Raw genomic sequence first — 19890 nt, forward strand, 5'->3', positions numbered from 1 at the left:
ACAAATTATAGTGAATACCGATTAAACGATTTGATAATCAATTAAATGTTGATTATATTTTGGTTCAAGCGTGGAACTGTATGCCACACTTCTTAATGTACAGGCCCTAAGAAAACCTTTGGAAACAGATGTGGGAATAACAGCCCCACGCATACGCGTGGAGACCATTATGACCTCTCTTGTTTCCTTTATTTTGAAGTTTCTCAGGCTTCGTACATACAAGATTAGAGCATAACGCCTCGATATTTCAAATATGTTTTGGATAGAGTTGTTTCAATCCAAATACAAAAGTATAAAAAATCCGCAATATATTATTCAACTATCATGGACTTTATTTTGATTTACAACTTAATACCTCTGTTTTGCTTTTTTGTCGATAATCCAAATACTCCCATAAACTCGTCTTTCTCGCGTCTGAACCAACTTATATGTGAAATGTCGCCTATTTTGAAACAATTTACCATCTATGTTCTCTTTAAGTGAGCAAACCTCCAACATCAGTCTTGAAGCGTTGTCTGTATTCAGAGGAATAGAGTACTCCTTTGATGGTGACATTCTTAAACATGCACAGCTTTTTGATTTGCTCATCGCTAAAATTCAGAGTATCACGTAAAAACTTAATGGCCGGAATCAGCTTTTCCACATAAGGGAAGTAACGTTTGACAATTTTTGTAAATTCTGACAACTTGTGATGTTGTTATTAGTAAACTTACTTCATTTTCTATATCTGTCTGGTATATTGCTCTTCTTGTAATAGAGTTACAACTTCAAATTCCTGTATGCGGTTTTGTAAATCTTCATTTCTGAATTCAAGTTCTTTCAGCTTTCCATTGCCGAATAGGGAACCGACCTTTGCCATGAGTGCCACTATCACCTCGGTCTTAGCGGCTTCCAACTACTCCGTCTTGTTCGTCAAGCAGCCGTTCCGCCCATTGCTGTTCTACTTATTACTGCTGCACATTGGTTTCAAGCTCTCCCGTATACCTCATAGGCCAATCAATATTAAATGTTGTAACATACCGCACCAAACTCATACGCCACGTTATTATTCGCCATACATGAGCATAATTGTCATAGCCAACCAACTTTCACGAGATAACGCAACAGCCCACAAATCGATTCAATCCATTTAAAAGTCATTCCCCACTTTTCGCGAGGTTATTCCAGAAAGTTTATTTAATTTTGCGACGAAAACCCATAAATCGTTCCCGAGCCTTTTTTCCGATGGAATCGGGAATACAACCATGCCACTAAAAAACAAGACATAATGGTCATTCTTTTCAAAACCCCCGTTCAAAACATTATCGCTGTCCAGGCCGATCATGACTTCTCGGCCGAGGAGACAAAAAAGTTATCCTGGCTTTTCGGCCAAGCCGAGCAGCTTGCTCAAAACTCGCTGCCGGGCTGGTTTGTAGGACCGCGCAAAGAGATGATTACCCCGTGGAGTACCAATGCCGTGGAAATCACGCAAAACATGGGTCTCTCGGGCATTACCCGCATCGAGGAGTTCTTCCCGGTCGAAAACGAGAAGGCCGAGTTTGACAAGATGCTGCAACGGCTCTACAACGGTATCGACGGACAGATTTTTGAAATCGACAAGAAACCCGACCCCATCGTCTATATCGACGACATGGCTGCTTATAACGAGCAGGAGGGTCTGGCCCTGAGTCCCGACGAAATCAATTATCTCAACGAGCTGAGCCGCAAAATAGGCCGCAAGCTCACCGACAGCGAGGTGTTCGGTTTCTCACAGGTAAACTCGGAACACTGCCGCCACAAAATCTTCAACGGCGTGTTTATCATCGACGGGGAGGAGAAGGAGAGCTCGCTCTTCAAGCTCATCAAGAAGACCTCGGAATATAATCCCAACCGGCTGGTTTCGGCCTACAAGGACAATGTGGCTTTCAACGCCGGGCCGGTAATCGAGCAGTTTGCTCCCGTCAACCCGCAACAACCCGACTTTTTTGAAATCAAGGATATCAAGACGGTTATCTCGCTCAAAGCCGAGACGCACAACTTCCCCACCACGGTCGAGCCCTTCAACGGTGCTGCTACCGGTACGGGTGGTGAAATTCGCGACCGTCTGGGCGGCGGCCGCGCCAGCTTGCCTATTGCCGGTACCGCCGTCTACATGACCGCCTATCCCCGCACCGAGGAGGGCCGCGAATGGGAAGAGGCCATGCCTCCCCGCCCCTGGCTCTACCAGACGCCCGAACAGATATTGATCAAGGCCTCGAACGGTGCTTCGGACTTCGGTAACAAATTCGGACAACCCCTCATCTGCGGTTCGCTGCTCACCTTCGAGCACGCCGAGAACGGCAAGAAATATGCCTTCGACAAGGTCATCATGCTGGCCGGTGGTGTGGGCTTCGCCAACATGCGCGACGCCCTCAAAGGGACTCCCGTGCCCGGCGAGAAGGTGGTGGTGATGGGTGGTGACAACTACCGTATCGGTATGGGTGGCGGCGCCGTTTCGTCGGTCGAGACGGGACAATATGCCAACGCCATCGAGCTGAATGCCGTGCAACGGGCCAACCCCGAGATGCAGAAACGTGTATCGAATGTGATTCGGGCCATGTCGGAAGCCGACGAGAATCCCATCGTGTCGATTCACGACCACGGTGCCGGCGGTCACCTCAACGCCCTCTCGGAACTGGTCGAAGAGACGGGTGGTGTAATCGACATGTCGAAACTGCCGGTGGGCGATCCCACCCTCTCGGCCAAGGAGATTGTAGGTAACGAGAGCCAGGAGCGCATGGGTATCGTCATTCACGAAGAGGATATCGACCGTATCCGCCAGATTGCTGACCGTGAGCGTGCCCCCTTCTACGTGGTGGGCGAGACGACCGGCGACCATCGGTTTGTCTTCAAACAGGCCGACGGCGTGAAGCCCATCGATCTGGCCATGGACGACATGTTTGGCAAGGCTCCCCGCACCGTCATGACCGACCACACGGTTACCGAGACCTACGAAGATATTACCTACGACCAGGCCCAACTCGACGAATATGTGGAGCGTGTGCTCCAACTCGAAGCCGTAGCCTGCAAAGACTGGCTCACCAACAAGGTGGACCGCTCGGTAACGGGTAAGATTGCCCGCCAGCAATGCCAGGGCGAAATTCAGTTGCCGTTGAGCGACTGCGGCGTGGTGGCTCTCGACTACCGCGGCCGCGCCGGTATTGCCACCTCGATTGGTCATGCCCCGCAAGCGGCACTGGTCGACCCGGCTGCCGGTTCGGTGCTGTCGATTGCCGAGGCACTCACCAACATCGTGTGGGCTCCACTGGCCGAGGGTCTCGACAGCGTATCGCTGAGTGCCAACTGGATGTGGCCCTGCAAAAACGAGGGCGAAGATGCCCGCCTCTACCGCGCCGTCGAGGCTTGCAGCGACTTTGCCTGCTCGCTGGGCATCAATATCCCCACGGGCAAGGACAGCCTCTCGATGACTCAGAAATATGGACAAGACAAAGTATATTCGCCGGGCACGGTCATCATCTCGGCCGGAGCCGAGGTATCGGATATCCGCAAGGTGGTTTCGCCCGTGCTTCGCACTGGGGTCGACAGCACCGTCTACTACATCGACTTCTCGTTCGACCGGCTGAAACTGGGCGGCTCGGCATTTGCCCAATCGCTCAACAAGATAGGTAAAGAGGTGCCCACGGTACAGGACAGCGAATATTTCGCCGCTGCCTTCAACGCCGTACAGGAGCTGGTGAAGAAAGAGTTGATTCTGTCCGGCCACGACATCTCGGCCGGCGGTATGATTACGACGCTGCTCGAAATGAATTTTGCCAACACCGAGGGCGGACTCGAAGTGTCGCTCGACGAAATACCCGAAAAGGACCTCGTGAAGATTCTGTTCAGCGAAAACCCGGGTATCCTCATTCAAGTCGAGAAATGCGACGAGGTAGAAAAGATTTTGAAACACGCCGGTGTTGCCTTCATCAAGCTGGCCCGTTCCTGCGAAGAGCGTCACCTGCTTATCCATAAAGATGGAGCCGATTACCAGTTCTTCATCGACCACCTGCGCGACGTGTGGTTCGAGTCGTCCTACCTGCTCGACCGCAAACAGAGCGGCGAAAAGGCTGCCCGGGCCCGCTTCCTCAACTACAAGGAGCAACCCCTGCAATACAGCTTCGCCCCGTCGTTCACCGGCACGCTGGCCCAATATGGCATCTCGGCCGACCGCCGCACCCACAGCGGAGTAAAAGCCGCCATCATTCGCGAGAAGGGTGTGAACGGCGACCGCGAAATGGCCTACTCGCTCTACCTGGCCGGCTTCGACGTGAAGGACGTACACATGACCGACCTCATCAGCGGTCGCGAAACCCTCGACGACGTCAACATGATTGTCTACTGCGGCGGTTTTTCGAACAGCGACGTACTGGGCTCGGCCAAAGGTTGGGCCGGAGGCTTCCTCTGGAACGAAAAGGCCAAGGCCGCACTCGACCGCTTTTACAGCCGTCCCGACACGTTGAGTCTGGGTATCTGCAACGGCTGTCAGCTCATGGTCGAGCTGGGCTTGCTCACCCCCGACGATGAGAAGAAACCCAAGATGCTCCACAACGATTCGCACAAGTTCGAGTCGGAGTTTATCGGGCTCACCATACCACAGAACAATTCGGTGATGTTCGGCTCGCTCTCGGGCTCGAAACTGGGTATCTGGGTAGCCCACGGCGAAGGCAAATTTGAACTACCCTACGACAAAGGGCACTACCACATCGTAGCCCAATATACCTACGATGCCTACCCGGCCAACCCCAACGGTTCGCCCTATGCCATTGCCGGTATCGCCTCGGCCGACGGCCGTCATCTGGCCATGATGCCCCACCTCGAGCGGGCCATCTTCCCCTGGCAATGCGGCTACTATCCCGCCGACCGCCGCAACGACGAGGTGACCCCGTGGATCGAAGCCTTTGTCAACGCCCGCAAATGGGTAGAACAGCACACCAAATAACACGTATATTCCGCAGAGCGGGAGGGCATCGCCGCCCTCTCGCTCTGTTCTTTTTATCAACCACTAACCAATACTACAACAGCACATTATGGGAGGATTCTTTGGCACCATAAAGAGAGAGTCGTGCGTGACCGACCTCTTTTACGGTGTAGATTACAATTCGCACCTGGGCACGAAACGCGCCGGTATCGTGACCTATGAAAACGGCGTCTTCAAACGGGCCATACACAACATCGAGAACTCATACTTCCGCTCGAAATTCGAGGCCGAACTGCCCGAGTTCTCCGGCAATTCGGGTATCGGCGTCATCAGCGACACCGACGCCCAACCCATCATCATCAGTTGCCATCTGGGCAAGTTTGCCATCGTCACCGTAGCCAAAATCAACAACGTGGCCGAACTCGAAAAAGAGTTGCTGGCCAGCGGCAACCATTTCAGCGAACACAGCAACAACATCATCAACCAATCGGAACTGGTCTCGATGATCATCAGCCAGGGCAAAGACTACATCGAAGGAATCAAACTGGTACAGGAGAAGATAAAGGGCTCCTGCTCCATGCTGCTCCTGACCGAGCAGGGCATCATCGCCGCCCGCGACAAGTATGGCCGTACCCCCATTCTGATGGGACGGGGCGAAAACGGATATGCCGTGTCGTCGGAGACTTGCAGCTTCCCCAACCTGGGCTATGAACTCTGCTACAACATAGGTCCCGGCGAAATCGTGCGCCTCACCGCCGACGGCTACGAAACGCTGGCCCAACCCGGCAAAAAGATGCAGATATGCTCGTTCCTGTGGGTCTACTACGGCTACCCTGCCTGCGAATACGAGGGGAAGAACGTCGAAGAGATGCGCTTCCACACCGGTTTCGAGATGGGCAAAAACGATGACATCGAGGCCGATTTCGTGTCGGGTATCCCCGACTCGGGCGTAGGCATGGCTCTGGGCTATGCCGTGGGCAAACAGATTCCCTACCGCCGTGGTATCGTCAAATACACCCCCACCTGGCCCCGCAGCTTCACCCCGTCGAACCAGGCCATGCGCGAACTGGTAGCCAAGATGAAACTGATTCCCAACAAAACAGAGCTCAACGGCAAGCGGGTGGTATTCTGCGACGACTCCATCGTGCGGGGCACCCAGTTACGCGACAACGTGTCGGACCTCTACCGCTACGGAGCCAGGGAGGTGCACATGCGCATCAGCTGCCCGCCCCTGCTCTACCCCTGCAAGTTCCTCAACTTCACCGCCTCGAAAAGCGAGATGGAGCTCATCACCCGACGCACCATCGCCGAACTCGAAGGCGACCCCGACAAGAACATCGAGGCCTATGCCCGCACCGGATCGCCCCAATACCACTGCATGGTCAACTGCATCTGCAAGAAGCTGAAAATTACATCACTCAAATTCAACCCGTTGGAGACGCTTGTCGAGTCAATAGGTCTACCCAAGGAGAGCATCTGCACCCATTGCTTCGACGGCAGCAGCTACGAATAACCGCAGCCCGGCGGGCTCACCCCATAAACCTCTATACCACCGACCGATACCCCGCTATCGCATCGGGGTATGGAGGTTTTTTCGGCTAAAAGATTGATAATAACAATCATTTTTGTAATTTTGCAAGTCAGCAATAAAACGACACAAAAACATACGAATATTTATAAATCATAAATCTCACATTAAATTATGAGTCTTAAAATCGTAGTATTGGCCAAACAAGTGCCCGATACCAGAAATGTGGGGAAAGATGCCATGAAAGAGGACGGGACCATCAACCGCGCCGCTCTGCCCGCTATCTTCAACCCCGAAGATTTGAATGCCTTGGAACAGGCTCTGCAACTGAAAGAACAGAATCCGGGTTCAACGATTACCCTGCTCACGATGGGTCCTCCCCGTGCGGCCGAGATTATCCGCGAAGGTCTCTTCCGCGGTGCCGACGGCGGTATTGTGCTCACCGACCGTGCTTTCGCCGGAGCCGATACGCTGGCTACCTCATACGCTCTCTCTTGCGCAGTGCGTAAAATCAAAGACTACGACATCATCTTGGGCGGCCGCCAGGCCATCGACGGTGATACGGCACAGGTAGGCCCCCAGGTGGCCGAGAAACTGGGTATCCCCCAAGTAACCTATGCCGAGCAGATACTCAAAATCGAGAACGGCAAAGCAACCGTGAAACGTCGCCTCGAACGGGGCGTAGAGACCGTTGTGGTACCTCTGCCCGCCGTGATTACCGTAAACGGTTCGGCCGACGAATGCCGTCCCCGCAACGCCAAACTCGTGCAACGTTACAAATACGCCAAGACGCCCAGCGAAAAACAAGGACTCAGCGAAGAGTGCCTCAAACTCTATGAGCAACGCCCGGCCCTGAACCTCTATGAATGGAGCGTAAACGACGTCGATGCCGACCTCTCGCAGGTAGGTCTCGCCGGCTCGCCCACCAAGGTGAAAGCCGTACAAAACGTGGTATTCCAAGCCAAAGAAAGCAAGCAGCTCACGGCAGCCGACAACGAAATCGAAGACCTCGTAAAAGAGTTGATCGCCAATCACACCATTGGTTAATGCCCGTGTACTATGAACTAAAAAACTAACGATTATGAACAATCTGATTGTATATTGCGAAATAGAAGACGGCATTATCGCCGACGTGAGCCTCGAACTGCTCACCAAAGGTCGTTCGTTGGCCAATCAACTGAATTGTAAACTCGAAGCGCTCGTCATCGGCAGTAACCTCGACGGCGTGGAGAAACAGGTGTTCCCCTACGGGGTCGACACGGTCTATACCGTCGATGATCCCCGCCTCTATCCCTACACCTCGATTCCCCACACCTCGGTACTGGTACATCTGTTCAAGGAGCAGAAACCCCAAGTGTGCCTGATGGGTGCCACCAGCATCGGCCGCGACCTGGGTCCGCGCGTATCGTCGTCGCTCCACAGCGGTCTGACGGCCGACTGTACGGCTCTCGAAATCGGCCCGCACGAGGACAAGAAAAACAACAAGACCTACGAAAACCTGTTGTACCAAATCCGTCCCGCCTTCGGTGGTAACATCGTGGCTACGATTGTAAACCCCGAGTGCCGCCCGCAAATGGCTACCGTGCGCGAGGGTGTGATGAAGAAAGAGATCTACGACCCCAACTACAAAGGCGAAGTTGTTAAACTCGACCCGAAAAAATATGTGGCCGATACCGACTTCGTAGTCGAGGTTATCGACCGCCAGATGGAGAAATCGAAAGCCAACATCAAGGGCGCCTCGATTATCGTAGCCGGTGGTTACGGCATGGGCTCGAAGGAGAACTTCGACATGCTGTTCGACCTGGCCGCTACGCTGGGTGCCGAGGTAGGTGCTTCGCGTGCCGCCGTCGATGCCGGTTTTGTAGAGCACGATCGTCAAATCGGACAAACGGGTGTAACGGTACGTCCCAAACTCTATATCGCTTGCGGTATCTCGGGACAGATCCAGCACATCGCCGGTATGCAGGACAGCTCGATCATCATCTCGATCAACAGCGATCCCAACGCGCCTATCAACTCGATAGCCGACTATGTGATCACCGGTACGGTAGAAGATGTAGTTCCCAAACTCATTAAATACTACAAGAAGAACTCCAAATAATCGCACACGCTACCACCATAGCCGTGCCACAAGAAAGCCTGCGGCCTCACAAGGCCCGGGGAAAAAGGAGTTTTCATTTCATTTATGAAAAAGTAAACACAGAATATGGCTAATTTCTTTTTAGACAACAGTGATCTGAAACATCACTTGCACCACCCGCTCATGGAGAAGCTGGTGGCCTTACGGGAACGGAACTACTCCGATGCCGAAAAATATGACTATGCGCCCTTCAACTTCGAGGACGCCATGGACAGTTACGAAAAGGTGCTCGAAATCGCCGGTGAAATCAGTGGCGAAATCGTTGCCGCCAACGCCGAAGACGTAGACCACGAGGGTCCCCACGTAGTCGACGGCCACGTGGTATATGCCCAAGGCACGCAGAAGAACCTCGACGCCCTGGTAAAAGCCGGGCTGATGGGTATCTCGATGCCCCGCCGCTACAACGGACTCAACTTCTCGCTCGTGCCCTACATCATGGCAGCCGATATGGTAAGCCGCGCCGATGCCGGATTCGTCAACATCTGGGGTCTGCAAGACTGCGCTGAGACCATCTACGAATTTGCCAGCGAAGAGCAAAAACAGAAATACCTGCCCCGCGTATGCGCCGGAGAGACGATGGCCATGGACCTGACCGAGCCCGATGCCGGTTCGGACCTGCAAGCCGTGATGCTCAAAGCCACATACAGCGAAGCCGACGGTTGCTGGTATCTGAACGGTGTGAAACGTTTCATCACCAACGGCGACGGCCACATTGCCCTCGTGTTGGCCCGTTCGGAAGAGGGGACCAAAGACGGCCGCGGATTGTCGATGTTCATCTACGACCGCAACAGCGGTGGCGTAACGGTCCGCCGCATCGAGAACAAGATGGGTATCAAAGGCTCACCCACCTGCGAACTCGTATTCAAGAACGCCAAAGCCGAGCTTTGCGGCAGCCGCAAGCTGGGTCTTATCAAATATGTAATGGCCCTGATGAACGGTGCCCGTCTGGGTATCGCCGCTCAATCGGTGGGTGTGTCGGAGGCCGCTTATCGCGAGGCCATCGCCTACGCCCGCGACCGCAAGCAGTTCGGCAAAGCCATCATCGAGTTCCCCGCCGTGTACGAGATGATTTCGCTGATGAAAGCCAAACTCGACGCTTCGCGCTCGCTCCTCTACGAGACGACCCGCTTCGTCGACCTGTACAAGACCTACGAGGACATCGCCAAAGAGCGTTCGCTCGAACCCGAAGAGCGTGCCGAGATGAAGGCCTACCAGAAACTGGCCGACGCCTTCACGCCCCTGGCCAAAGGCATGTCGAGCGAATTCTGTAACCAGAACGCCTACGACTGCGTACAGGTACACGGTGGCTCGGGCTTCATGAAAGACTATGCCTGCGAGCGCATCTACCGCGATGCCCGCATCACCTCGATCTACGAAGGCACCACCCAGTTACAGGTCGTAGCCGCTATCCGCCACGTCACCACCGGCACCTTCCTCCACCAGATCGAAGCCTACGAGGCTGCCACCATCGCTCCCGAACTGGAACCGCTGCGCGACCGCCTCAAAGCCATGAAAGAGGCCTATGTAAAAGCTGTCGAATCGGTTACCGAAACCAAAGACAACGAATACATCGACTTCCAGGCTCGCCGCATGGTCGAGATGGCCGGTCACATCATCATGGGTCACCTGCTGCTCGCCGACACCACGCGCAACGAATCGTTCCGTCACTCGGCCGAGGTTTACATCAACTTCGGTGAGGCCGAGGTAGCCAAACACGCTGCCTTCATCGCCCACTTCAAACCCGAAATGATGGCCGACTACCGCAAGTAACGAGAGTAATCTCACTCCATAAAGACGAGGCTTCTCCCCACAGGGGAGAGGTCTCGTCTTGTTATTATCTCCGCATCATTCCGCGCTACAACGTGGTATCCAGGAATACCGCCCCAGGAAATACGATTTTCCCTACTCAAAGAATTTGGAATAATTTTAAACCGCATCTGCCCGCGAATTGTTATCTTTATCACCCGATTACAAACAACGACGATATGACCACACACGACTATCACCACTTGGTAAATCAGCAGAAAGCATTCTTCAACGAACATATTACCCGCGAAATCCCCTTCCGGCTGTGTGCCCTCGACCGCCTGGCCGAAGGTATCGTGACCCGGGAGAAACAACTGAACGAAGCGTTACATGCCGACATGGGCAAGTCGCCCTTCGAGAGCTACGTGACCGAAATCGGAATCCTCCTGCACGAGATACGCATAGCCAAGAACAACCTGCAAAGCTGGGCCCGCGACCGCCGTCGCCCCACCCCGCTCTTCCTCTTCGGGAGCAAAAGCCGCATACACTACGAGCCCTACGGGTGTGTGCTCATCATCGCCCCCTGGAACTATCCGCTGCAACTGGCCCTGTCGCCATTGGTGGGAGCCATTGCGGCAGGCAACTGTGCCATCGTCAAACCCTCGGGCGAGGCACCTCACACCACACAGGCCTTGCAGGAACTCATCGACGAATGTTTCGAAGAGGAGTATATCGCCATGGCCGACGGTCGGCGCGAGACCACCGAGGAGCTGTTGCAGGAGCGGTTTGACTACATCTTCTACACCGGCGGTGTGGAGTACGGACGTCACATCATGCAGGCAGCCGCCCGACACCTCACCCCCGTCACCCTCGAACTGGGAGGCAAGAGTCCCTGCATCGTCGACGACGACGCCCATCTGCCCACGGCTGCCCGACGCATCGTCTGGGGCAAATTCATCAACTGCGGACAGACCTGCGTAGCGCCCGACTACCTGCTGGTGCACAGCCGGGTAGAGTCGCGCCTCATCGAGCTGATGCGTCGCGAAATCGTGCGACAATTTGGCGAGGACCCGCAACACAACCCCGACTATCCCCGCATCGTCAACGAGCGACATTTCGAGCGACTGGCCGCCCTACTCTCCCACGGTACCCCGCTCTGCGGCGGCACCTGCGACCCGTCCGACCGCTACATAGCCCCCACGCTGCTCACCGACATCGACCCGCAGTCGCCGCTGCTCACCGACGAGATTTTCGGTCCCATACTCCCTGTCATGCCGTTCGACGACATCGACGACTGTGTCGAGTATATCAACCAACGCGAAAAACCGCTGGCCCTCTACTACTTCACCCGCAGCCGCAAACGGGCCCGCTACATGATCCAGCACACCTCATCGGGCGGCGCCTGCATCAACGACACCGTCATGCAAGTAGCCAACGGCCACCTGCCCTTCGGAGGCATCGGCAACAGCGGCATGGGTGCCTATCACGGCCGCACCAGTTTCGAGACATTCAGCCACCAGCGCAGCGTCGTCACCTCGAACCAGCGGCTCTACTCCGACTTCCGCTTCCCGCCCTACGGCAACAAGCTGAAATGGCTCAAACGGATTTTGAAATAACCAGACACACGAAACATTTCGCCACCTCCTTCTGATTACTGTGTGTCAAGTAGCATAATACAAATTCCAAAAAGGCGGCAGGGATAATTTCCCTGCCGCCTTTTTGGGGTTCATTAAAAATTATAATCACTTCACCACTACACGTCGAGAACAATCACTCATACGCACTACATAAATACCGGCATTCACCAGAGGAACAAGGGTATCTCTACCGTCATAAACAAGCTGGCCCATTGATGTGTAAACCTGATAATTACCATCGACATTCTCTACATGTAATACGTGATCACTGACATATATACGCATCGTGCTCTCTTCCACCATATCGACACCACTATCTTCCGTAAATTCGGCAGTCAGTGTCAAATCTTCGGTAACAACTATTTGACGTGGATTTTCGGTATTTCCGTCGCTCCACTGTACAAATCGATAGCCGCTCTCGGGAATAGCCGTGAGAGTCACCGTTTCTCCTTCATCATATTCTCCGCCCCCTTGTACACTACCCTTGGCATTATCGGACGAATAGACTTCAATCGTATATCGGTTTTTCTTTTCTTGAATATTCTTGAAATTGCTCCAAAATTCAGCAGATTGATATGCTGTCACACAGCCCGAAGGAACATACAGAGGTCTATTGTAATTATAACTATTAAAGGTATTTGATTTTATTTCGGGCGGTAAAACGGGCAATACATATATCTCCTGCAATCCATTGCACCCTAAAAAGGCCGACTCTTCAATACGATTTACAAACTGTGGTATTGTAATCGAGGTCAAACCTGTACAATAGGAAAAAGCCCTCGACCCAATGCGCTCTACCGATTCGGGTATAGTCAACGAGGTCTTTCCTATTGGGCAAAACAACAAAGCCGAATACTCTTTATTATAAAGGACTCCGTCTGACGATGCATAATACAAATTATCCTCTACAACCTCAATTTCTTTTAGCCCGGTACATTCTTTAAAAGCCTCGACATTGATACTGCTTACCAAACCTGGAATGGTTATCGAGGTCAAACTACTACATCCGCTAAACGCCAAGCGGTCAATACTAATCACCGAATTAGGAATGGTTACCGATTCCAGCTTCGTACATTCCGAAAATGTAGAGAGTTCAATATGCTGCAATGCTTCGGGAAGTGTAATTGAAGTCAAGCTACTACACCCTTGAAAGGCAAAAGAGCCAATACGGGTCACTTGTTGGGGAATTACAATCGATTGTAACTTGGAACAACCTTGAAAGGCATAGTTATCAATATATTGCAATGAATTTGGGAGAGTAATCGAGGACAAACTTATACAATCTTGAAAAGCAAACGTCCCAATATCGGTCACGTTGCCGCGAATGATTACCGAGGTCAGAGCATAACAATACTGAAATAGATAGGGCCCTATATGTTCTATCTGCTCGGGAAGCTCTACGGAAGTCAACCCCGAACAGTTGTAAAACGCAGACTCGCCTATACTTCTTACCAATGTGGGTATGGTTATGGAGGTCAATCCCATACACCCCCCAAAAGCATCATCACCTATACGAGTTATCGTCTCGGGAAGTTCTATGGAGGTCATCATAGAACAAAGGTGAAACGCCCCATCATCAATACTTCCCACTATATAAGTTTTCCCGCCATATTCAACCGAGGGTGGAATAACAATATCTCCCCAATAAGACAATGGAGCATCACTAGAAACAGCAACTGAATCTCCATAAATCAAATAATAGACTCCATCTTTTTGGAAATCATAATTTTTAGCACTAACCTGGGCTGCACACAAAACCACAAAAAATAAAAAACAGTGACGTAAATGTAATTTCATATACAATAACTATTTCTATTTACTCACCAGTCCCCTTCGATGAGTGAGTATAAAAAATAAAAGCATAGGGAACGTTTTGTTTACTTAATAGACATGTTGTCAAAGTATCGACTATTTATCAATAGTTCACTTCTTATGATAAGAATAGCAAGGGTTCCACTTCTTAACACACCTTATCATTAAACAATATGCTTTTACAATAACTAATATCACAAAAATAATATATAAAATTATCAATACAAATTTTTAGGTTCTTTTTCTTACATGAATGAAATAATAATAACAATCTGATTTACAGAAATAGAAGAGGAAAAGACAACTCTGTTTTCGTTTGTCTCTACTCTCACCTTTCGCTATCTTTCCAGAAGATAGGCTGCGGTTCAGCATAAAAATCAAGCGAGCTTGTTTTTCTGTTTTCGACTTTCACTATCTTTGCATGATGCAACCAGAGAAAGAAAACGTGGAAGAAGATTTTTTGAACGACCTGAACGAGCAGCAACGCGATGCCGTACTCTATACCGAGGGACCCGAGCTGGTGATTGCCGGTGCCGGGTCGGGAAAGACTCGGGTGCTTACCTACAAGATTGCTCACCTCTTGCAGATGGGGTATCCCCCCTACCGGCTGCTGGCACTGACCTTTACCAACAAGGCGGCCAACGAAATGAAAAACCGTATTGCCGAGGTGGTGGGCATCGAGACGGCTTCGCGATTGTGGGCGGGCACGTTCCACTCGATTTTCTCGCGCATCCTGCGGGCCAATGCCGACCGGTTGGGCTATCGCCACGACTTCACCATATACGATGCCTCCGACTCCCTCTCGCTCATCAAGAGCATCATCAAGGAGATGCAACTCGACGACAAGGTGTACAAGCCTTCGACCGTGCAGTCGATTATCTCGAACGCCAAGAATGCCCTCATCGAGCCGCACGTGTATGCCAAGAACCGGGAGTTGATCGAGATGGATACCCGCTCGAAGCGTCCGCTCATCTGCGAGATTTACCGCATCTACCGCCACCGCTGTTTCGTGTCGGGGGCCATGGACTTTGACGACCTGTTGCTCAACACCAATATCCTGTTCCGCGACCACCCCGACGTGTTGCAGCACTACCGTGACCTCTTTGCCTACATCTTGGTCGACGAGTACCAGGATACCAACTTTGCCCAACACCTCATCGTGAGCCAGTTGGGCAAGGAGCACAACCGCATCTGCGTGGTGGGCGACGATGCCCAGAGCATCTACTCCTTCCGGGGGGCCAATATCCACAACATTCTGGGATTGAGCAAAGAGTACCCGGGGTTGAAAATCTTCAAGCTCGAACGCAACTACCGCTCTACCCAAAACATCGTCAACACGGCCAACAGCTTGATTGCCAAAAACAAGGAGCAGATTCCCAAACAGATATTCTCGCAAAAGGAGCAGGGCAACAAGGTGAAGGTAATCAGTGCCTACTCCGACTTCGAGGAGGGCTTTATCGTCTCGAACCGCATTGCCGAACTGCGCCTCACCACCCACTGCCGCTACAACGACTTTGCCATACTCTACCGCACCAACGCCCAGTCGCGCACGCTGGAAGAGGCACTGCGCAAACGCAACATTCCCTACCGCATCTACGGGGGTACCTCGTTCTACCAGCGCAAGGAGATTAAAGATGCCATCGCCTACTTCCGCCTCACCATCAACCCCAACGACGAGGAGGCGCTCAAACGGGTCATCAACTACCCCACCCGGGGCATCGGCAACACCACCCTCACCAAACTCATCGACCGGGCTCACGAGAGTGGACTCAGCATCTGGAACGTGCTCGACGACCCCAAGGGGAACGGTGTCGAGGTGAACAGCGGCACACTCAACAAGTTGCAGGGATTCAAGGAGCTTATCGAGAGCTTCCGCCTCGCAGCCACCCGTCAGACCACGGCCGAACTGGCCGAGACCATCGTGCGCCAGTCGGGCATCATGCGCGACATTACCGCCGAGCGCACCCCCGAGAATATCAGTCGGCAAGAGAATATCGAGGAACTGCTGAACGGTGTGCAGGAGTTCTGCACACTGCGTCAGGAGTCGGGCGAAGAGAACACCACGCTCTCCGACTTTCTGGCCGAGATTTCGCTGGCGACCGACCAGGACAACGGCGACGAGGCCGAGCAGGACAAGGTGACACTGATGACCGTACACGCCTCGAAGGGTTTGGAATTCAAGCAAGTATTCATCGTGGGTGTGGAGGAGAACCTCTTCCCCTCGTCGATGAGTCAGGAGAGCGAGCGCGAAATCGAGGAGGAGCGGCGGCTGCTCTACGTAGCCATCACCCGCGCCGAGGAGAACTGCACCCTCACCTATGCCCTCACCCGCTACCGCAACGGCCAGACGGTGTCGTCACCTCCCAGCCGGTTCCTCAAAGAGCTCGACCCGAGGTATGTCGACATGCCTGCCCAAGCCCGGCAGGAGCAGCCCCTCGAAGAGAGGCCGTGGCGCAACTCCTTCGCCGGCGAATGGGGTCGCAAGCCCTTCCGCCGCGACGACAGCGACGACAGCCGCACCCCGGCGCCTCGTCCCTTCACCGCCCCGGCTCCGGCCAAGCGGCTCACCCGCATCGAGAGCCGTCCCGCGAGCGACAACTCCTCCGCGCCGCAAACCTCGGCCACAACCGCCGCCGGAGCCATCGTGGTGGGCAGCCGCATCTGCCACGCCCGATTCGGCAACGGCACCGTGTCGGCCATCGAGGGCACGGGCGACAACAGCAAAATAACCGTCGAGTTTGACAACGTGGGCCGGAAACAGCTCCTGCTCAAATTCGCCAAGTTCACCCTGATCGAATAATCATAAACCCATCACTATACCACCATGCACAACGACGACACGATACTCATGCAAATCCCCTCGCCCTGCTACGTTCTCGAAGAGGAGCGTCTGCGCCGCAACCTGCAACTCATTCGCTCGGTCAAGGAGGCTGCGGGGGTAAACATCATACTCGCTTTCAAGGCCTATGCTCTGTGGAAATCGTTCCCCATCATTCGGGAGTACATACCCTGCTCCACCGCCAGCTCCATACACGAAGCCCGATTGGCCTTCGAGGAGATGGGCAGCCCCGCCCACACCTATTCGCCCGCCTATACCGAGCGTGACTTTCCCGCCATACTGCGGTACAGCAGCCACATCACCTTCAACTCGATCGGCCAGTTCGAGCGCTTCTACCCCCAGGTCGTAGCCGACGGCAACCGCGTGTCGTGCGGACTGCGCATCAACCCCGAATACTCCGAGGTAGAAACCGACCTCTACAACCCCTGTGCCCCCGGGTCGCGACTGGGCATCACCGCCGACAAGCTGGCCACGCTGCCGCAAGGCGTCGAAGGGCTGCACTTCCACACGCTGTGCGAGTCGACCTCCTACGACCTCGAAAAGACACTCGTGCGGGTCGAGGAGCGATTCGGCCACCTGCTCCCGCAAGTCAAATGGCTCAACATGGGCGGCGGCCACCTCATGACCCGCCAGGGGTATGACACCGACCACCTGGTCCATCTCCTCCGGGACTTCAAACGTCGCCACCCCAACCTCGAACTCATTCTCGAACCCGGCAGCGCATTCGGCTGGCAGACCGGCCCGCTGGTCTCGACCGTGGTCGACATCGTCGAGAACCACCAGATACGCACCGCCATACTCGACGTCTCCTTTGCCTGCCACATGCCCGACTGCCTCGAAATGCCCTATCAACCGGCTATTCGCGGAGCCGTCACCACCCCCGCCACCGGGCTCTACGCCTACCGCATGGGGGGCAACTCGTGCCTGAGCGGCGACTACATGGGCGACTGGTACTTCGACCACGAACTCGCCGTGGGCGAACGCATCATCTTTGAAGACATGATTCACTACACCACCGTCAAGACCACCATGTTCAACGGCATACCCCACCCCTCCATCGCCTGCCTCAGAAGCAACGGCACGGTCGAGATGTGGCGCGAGTTCGACTACAACGACTACAAGACCCGCATGGATTGACCCCTGCGGGTCAACCCCTTGCGGCACACATTTGTTATACCCACAAAACCAAGCGATACAATGGGAACACTCTTAGGCATCATCGCGCTACTCGTCACCCTGGTAGCCTTCATTCCCCTGCTGGGAATACTCAACTGGGTAGCCATACCCCTATCGATTATCTTCCTGATTATCTGCGTCCTCATCAAGTCGGACAACGGCAAGACCCTCTGCATCGTCTCGATTATCGTAGGCATCTTGCGGCTCCTGCTCGGCGGCGGCATCGTCTAATCAACCAAACGCCCACCGACTCACCATGAAAACCCGCTACCGATCCGACATCGACCCTCAAATCGTAACGGCTGTTTGTTGGGTACTCTCCTTTCACCCTCTTTGACTTATTAAATGCAGCGCGTGGACCTCACAATCGTCATCCGCAAGTGTTGTGATCCGCTTTCAAATTTGTATCTTTCAAGAAGATAGGAGGTGGCTCGGCCTTGTCAAACTTGAAAACACCGTTTTCGTTTGCCACTGCTCTCGCCTTTCACTATCTTTGACTTATTAAATACAGCGTTTGACGGCACCGCCAGCAGCGCCGCCGGTTGTGATTCGCTCTCAAATTTGTATCTTTGACTTATTAAATACAGCATAACGTCTTTTATTAGCATCAGCTTCATTGTTGTGATTCGCTCTCAAATTTGTATCTTTGACTTATTAAATACAGCAGCGTGATGCGGACACTCATCGACAGCCTGTTGTGATTCGCTCTCAAATTTGTATCTTTGACTTATTAAATACAGCACGAACAAACGACAACCGAATATATGGACGGTTGTGATTCGCTCTCAAATTTGTATCTTTGACTTATTAAATACAGCAAGCCAAAAAGCCGAAATACTTGCTTATGGGTTGTGATTCGCTCTCAAATTTGTATCTTTGACTTATTAAATACAGCTTTCTCGACCGAAGAGTTCTGCAACCAGCAGTTGTGATTCGCTCTCAAATTTGTATCTTTGACTTATTAAATACAGCAGAATTTCCAACTACTATATCTCCGTCATGTTGTGATTCGCTCTCAAATTTGTATCTTTGACTTATTAAATACAGCTTTATTGATTAGATACGAAAATAATTCAATGTTGTGATTCGCTCTCAAATTTGTATCTTTGACTTATTAAATACAGCACATGAGTAAAAAAAATCTGAAAGACGCGCGTTGTGATTCGCTCTCAAATTTGTATCTTTGACTTATTAAATACAGCAGAGGTGGCAGACCGGCTTCATAAGTCAATGTTGTGATTCGCTCTCAAATTTGTATCTTTGACTTATTAAATACAGCTATATAAAAAATGCCTTGATGAGTTTTGTAGTTGTGATTCGCTCTCAAATTTGTATCTTTGACTTATTAAATACAGCTTCGGCCTTTGTTAAATCCATATCAGCCAGTTGTGATTCGCTCTCAAATTTGTATCTTTGACTTATTAAATACAGCTTTGACGCCTCAGAAAGTGAAGGAATTGACGTTGTGATTCGCTCTCAAATTTGTATCTTTGACTTATTAAATACAGCGGTCGATTTTGGCAGCCCGAAATAGAAAAGGTTGTGATTCGCTCTCAAATTTGTATCTTTGACTTATTAAATACAGCTGTCGGGGTGATTCGTTTCACTCACCGGAAGTTGTGATTCGCTCTCAAATTTGTATCTTTGACTTATTAAATACAGCTTCAAATCATCATAACGCACCTCGACGTCGTTGTGATTCGCTCTCAAATTTGTATCTTTGACTTATTAAATACAGCAAACAAAAATATTATAAACTTAATTTAAAGTTGTGATTCGCTCTCAAATTTGTATCTTTGACTTATTAAATACAGCACGAAGATAACGAATAAAAATACACGCCAGTTGTGATTCGCTCTCAAATTTGTATCTTTGACTTATTAAATACAGCGGCCTCTTTCGAGGTAGTCAATGTCACAATGTTGTGATTCGCTCTCAAATTTGTATCTTTGACTTATTAAATACAGCTTTCGGCCTTTGTTAAATCCATATCAGCCAGTTGTGATTCGCTCTCAAATTTGTATCTTTGACTTATTAAATACAGCTTTGACGCCTCAGAAAGTGAAGGAATTGACG

General features: G+C 52.1%; 10 protein-coding genes and 1 CRISPR repeat array (1 of these 11 cut by a window edge). Of the genes, 9 read left to right on the top strand and 1 reads right to left on the bottom strand.

What is annotated here, in order from left to right; translation table 11 throughout:
- The first annotated feature begins 1267 nt into the window (after positions 1 to 1267).
- The 6 genes from purL (at position 1268) to BARVI_RS02380 (ending at position 11966) form a co-directional block, all read left to right on the top strand.
- The gene (purL, locus tag BARVI_RS02355; protein WP_025277688.1) at positions 1268 to 4957 is read left to right on the top strand and encodes a phosphoribosylformylglycinamidine synthase; all 3690 of its coding nucleotides are present in this window, start codon (positions 1268 to 1270) and stop codon (positions 4955 to 4957) included.
- A gap of 88 nt (positions 4958 to 5045) precedes the next feature.
- Positions 5046 to 6449, top strand: coding sequence for an amidophosphoribosyltransferase (locus BARVI_RS02360; RefSeq protein WP_025277689.1), 1404 nt, complete (start codon positions 5046 to 5048; stop codon positions 6447 to 6449).
- Positions 6450 to 6638: 189 nt separating this feature from the next.
- Positions 6639 to 7511, top strand: a complete 873-nt coding sequence (locus BARVI_RS02365) for an electron transfer flavoprotein subunit beta/FixA family protein (protein WP_025277690.1) — start codon at positions 6639 to 6641, stop codon at positions 7509 to 7511.
- A 34-nt stretch (positions 7512 to 7545) separates the two neighbouring features.
- Positions 7546 to 8565, top strand: a complete 1020-nt coding sequence (locus BARVI_RS02370; RefSeq protein WP_025277691.1) for an electron transfer flavoprotein subunit alpha/FixB family protein — start codon at positions 7546 to 7548, stop codon at positions 8563 to 8565.
- Between the two features lie 105 nt (positions 8566 to 8670).
- On the top strand, positions 8671 to 10374 hold the full coding sequence (locus BARVI_RS02375; RefSeq protein ID WP_025277692.1) for an acyl-CoA dehydrogenase family protein: 1704 nt from the start codon (positions 8671 to 8673) through the stop codon (positions 10372 to 10374).
- Positions 10375 to 10466: 92 nt separating this feature from the next.
- Entirely contained in the window at positions 10467 to 11966 is a 1500-nt protein-coding gene (locus tag BARVI_RS02380; protein WP_262483814.1) for an aldehyde dehydrogenase, read from the top strand.
- Positions 11967 to 12092: 126 nt separating this feature from the next.
- On the opposite strand, the gene BARVI_RS12865 is transcribed toward BARVI_RS02380, so the two are convergent.
- Entirely contained in the window at positions 12093 to 13784 is a 1692-nt protein-coding gene (locus tag BARVI_RS12865; protein WP_084546959.1) for a leucine-rich repeat protein, read from the bottom strand.
- A gap of 439 nt (positions 13785 to 14223) precedes the next feature.
- On the opposite strand from BARVI_RS12865, the gene BARVI_RS02390 reads away from it, so the two are divergent.
- Genes BARVI_RS02390 through BARVI_RS02400 form a run of 3 tightly spaced genes read left to right on the top strand, consistent with a single transcriptional unit; the run spans position 14224 to position 18045 of the window.
- Positions 14224 to 16599 (top strand): ATP-dependent helicase, encoded by a 2376-nt coding sequence (locus BARVI_RS02390; protein ID WP_038534479.1) that lies wholly within the window; start codon positions 14224 to 14226, stop codon positions 16597 to 16599.
- Between the two features lie 24 nt (positions 16600 to 16623).
- A complete protein-coding gene (gene nspC / locus BARVI_RS02395; RefSeq protein ID WP_025277696.1) occupies positions 16624 to 17775 on the top strand; it encodes a carboxynorspermidine decarboxylase in 1152 nt (383 codons plus the stop codon).
- Positions 17776 to 17835: 60 nt separating this feature from the next.
- The gene (locus BARVI_RS02400) at positions 17836 to 18045 is read left to right on the top strand and encodes a hypothetical protein (RefSeq protein ID WP_025277697.1); all 210 of its coding nucleotides are present in this window, start codon (positions 17836 to 17838) and stop codon (positions 18043 to 18045) included.
- 310 nt (positions 18046 to 18355) lie between these two features.
- Positions 18356 to 19890: a CRISPR direct-repeat array (repeat unit 47 nt; unit sequence GTTGTGATTCGCTCTCAAATTTGTATCTTTGACTTATTAAATACAGC); it runs 3117 nt beyond the window's last position.

The organism is Barnesiella viscericola DSM 18177 (genome assembly GCF_000512915.1).
GTDB classification, from domain to species: domain Bacteria; phylum Bacteroidota; class Bacteroidia; order Bacteroidales; family Barnesiellaceae; genus Barnesiella; species Barnesiella viscericola.

Coding starts and splice junctions, on each gene's coding strand:
- purL (WP_025277688.1), top strand. CDS start 1,268: ATGGTCATTCTTTTCAAAACCCCCGTTCAAAACATTATCGCTGTCCAG.
- BARVI_RS02360 (WP_025277689.1), top strand. CDS start 5,046: ATGGGAGGATTCTTTGGCACCATAAAGAGAGAGTCGTGCGTGACCGAC.
- BARVI_RS02365 (WP_025277690.1), top strand. CDS start 6,639: ATGAGTCTTAAAATCGTAGTATTGGCCAAACAAGTGCCCGATACCAGA.
- BARVI_RS02370 (WP_025277691.1), top strand. CDS start 7,546: ATGAACAATCTGATTGTATATTGCGAAATAGAAGACGGCATTATCGCC.
- BARVI_RS02375 (WP_025277692.1), top strand. CDS start 8,671: ATGGCTAATTTCTTTTTAGACAACAGTGATCTGAAACATCACTTGCAC.
- BARVI_RS12865 (WP_084546959.1), bottom strand. CDS start 13,784: ATGAAATTACATTTACGTCACTGTTTTTTATTTTTTGTGGTTTTGTGT.
- BARVI_RS02390 (WP_038534479.1), top strand. CDS start 14,224: ATGCAACCAGAGAAAGAAAACGTGGAAGAAGATTTTTTGAACGACCTG.
- nspC (WP_025277696.1), top strand. CDS start 16,624: ATGCACAACGACGACACGATACTCATGCAAATCCCCTCGCCCTGCTAC.
- BARVI_RS02400 (WP_025277697.1), top strand. CDS start 17,836: ATGGGAACACTCTTAGGCATCATCGCGCTACTCGTCACCCTGGTAGCC.